1 protein-coding gene and 1 pseudogene are annotated in these 855 nt (G+C 49.4%); both read right to left on the bottom strand.

Annotation, left to right across the window (positions count from 1 at the left end; all coding sequences use genetic code 11):
* Positions 1-592 (bottom strand): annotated as a pseudogene (locus KIV40_RS34690) (UbiA family prenyltransferase); the annotation flags it as partial.
* Positions 593-855: chorismate lyase (locus KIV40_RS34695; protein ID WP_285353992.1), on the bottom strand; the 263-nt coding region annotated here is incomplete at its 5' end. It abuts the pseudogene before it with no gap.

Consider the following 855-nt stretch of genomic DNA (forward strand, 5'->3'; position numbering starts at 1 on the left):
ACCAAATAAAATAGCCGTCGACTTGATACCAATCTTCAGATCATCGTCTCGGTCAACCATCGCATACTGCGTGTCGTAAGCGATCGTCCACAGTGCATTAATCGCAAACACAAACCATACTACAGCAGGCAGCTCATTGGTTTGTGCTGCCCACGCCATTGGAATTGCCCAACTAAAAGCTAAGCCAAGGAACAGCTGTGGCAAGTGTGTGTAGCGCTTCATAAATGGGTAAATAAAAGCTAAGCCTACACCAACAAACGAAAGCTGGATGGTCAAGGTATTCATGGTGAGTACCAATAAAAACGAAACCACAGCCAACACTAAGAACAAGGCGACCGCTTCTTTACTGGTTACAGCACCAGAAGGCATTTACGTGACCATCCACCTTACGGTCTGCAAAGTCATTAATTACACACCCCGCCGAGCGCATCAAAATGACGCCCAGCACAAACACCACCAATACCGACAGGTCTGGCAGGCCGTTCGCTGCAATCACTAGAGCCCACAAGGTTGGCCAAAGCAGCAATAAGGTTCCAATTGGGCGATCCATGCGCGTTAACTGCCAATAGGCTTTCGCTTTGGTGGCCAGCATTTACACACTCTCCTTAGAGTAAATGGGTGAGGTTGGCAAGAAGAGTTCCGCAACCAACATAGGTTTATGGTTCATCCATAAACGAGAGCGACGAGCCAACAAGCGTTCTTGGCCTACCGTGACCCAACCGACTTGTAGCGCGTCACGCTTAACATTCTCAGCACTAAATACTGTCAATCCAAGCGGGACATTGCCCTGCTGGGACAGATCCGAGTGCTGGTCATCCAGAGTAAGGCGAGGAATTAACGTGCGCCCCAACACCC

Source organism: Vibrio sp. D173a (genome assembly GCF_030248475.1).